The sequence below is a fragment of the Bacillus sp. mrc49 genome, assembly GCF_002803435.1.
The window spans coordinates 1-347 of the sequence record NZ_PHNG01000074.1 but is presented as its reverse complement, the minus strand read 5'-3'; the positions used below and the strand labels follow the sequence as shown (position 1 = coordinate 347).

General features: G+C 53.9%; 1 rRNA gene. It reads left to right on the top strand.

The features are described from left to right. Nucleotides 1-347: ribosomal RNA gene (locus CVN76_RS00535) — 16S ribosomal RNA — on the top strand; the annotation flags it as partial.

Below are 347 nucleotides of genomic sequence, written 5' to 3'. Positions count from 1 at the left end.
GGTGCATGGTTGTCGTCAGCTCGTGTCGTGAGATGTTGGGTTAAGTCCCGCAACGAGCGCAACCCTTGATCTTAGTTGCCAGCATTCAGTTGGGCACTCTAAGGTGACTGCCGGTGACAAACCGGAGGAAGGTGGGGATGACGTCAAATCATCATGCCACTTATGACCTGGGCTACACACGTGCTACAATGGATGGTACAAAGGGCTGCAAACCTGCGAAGGTAAGCGAATCCCATAAAGCCATTCTCAGTTCGGATTGCAGGCTGCAACTCGCCTGCATGAAGCCGGAATCGCTAGTAATCGCGGATCAGCATGCCGCGGTGAATACGTTCCCGGGCCTTGTACAC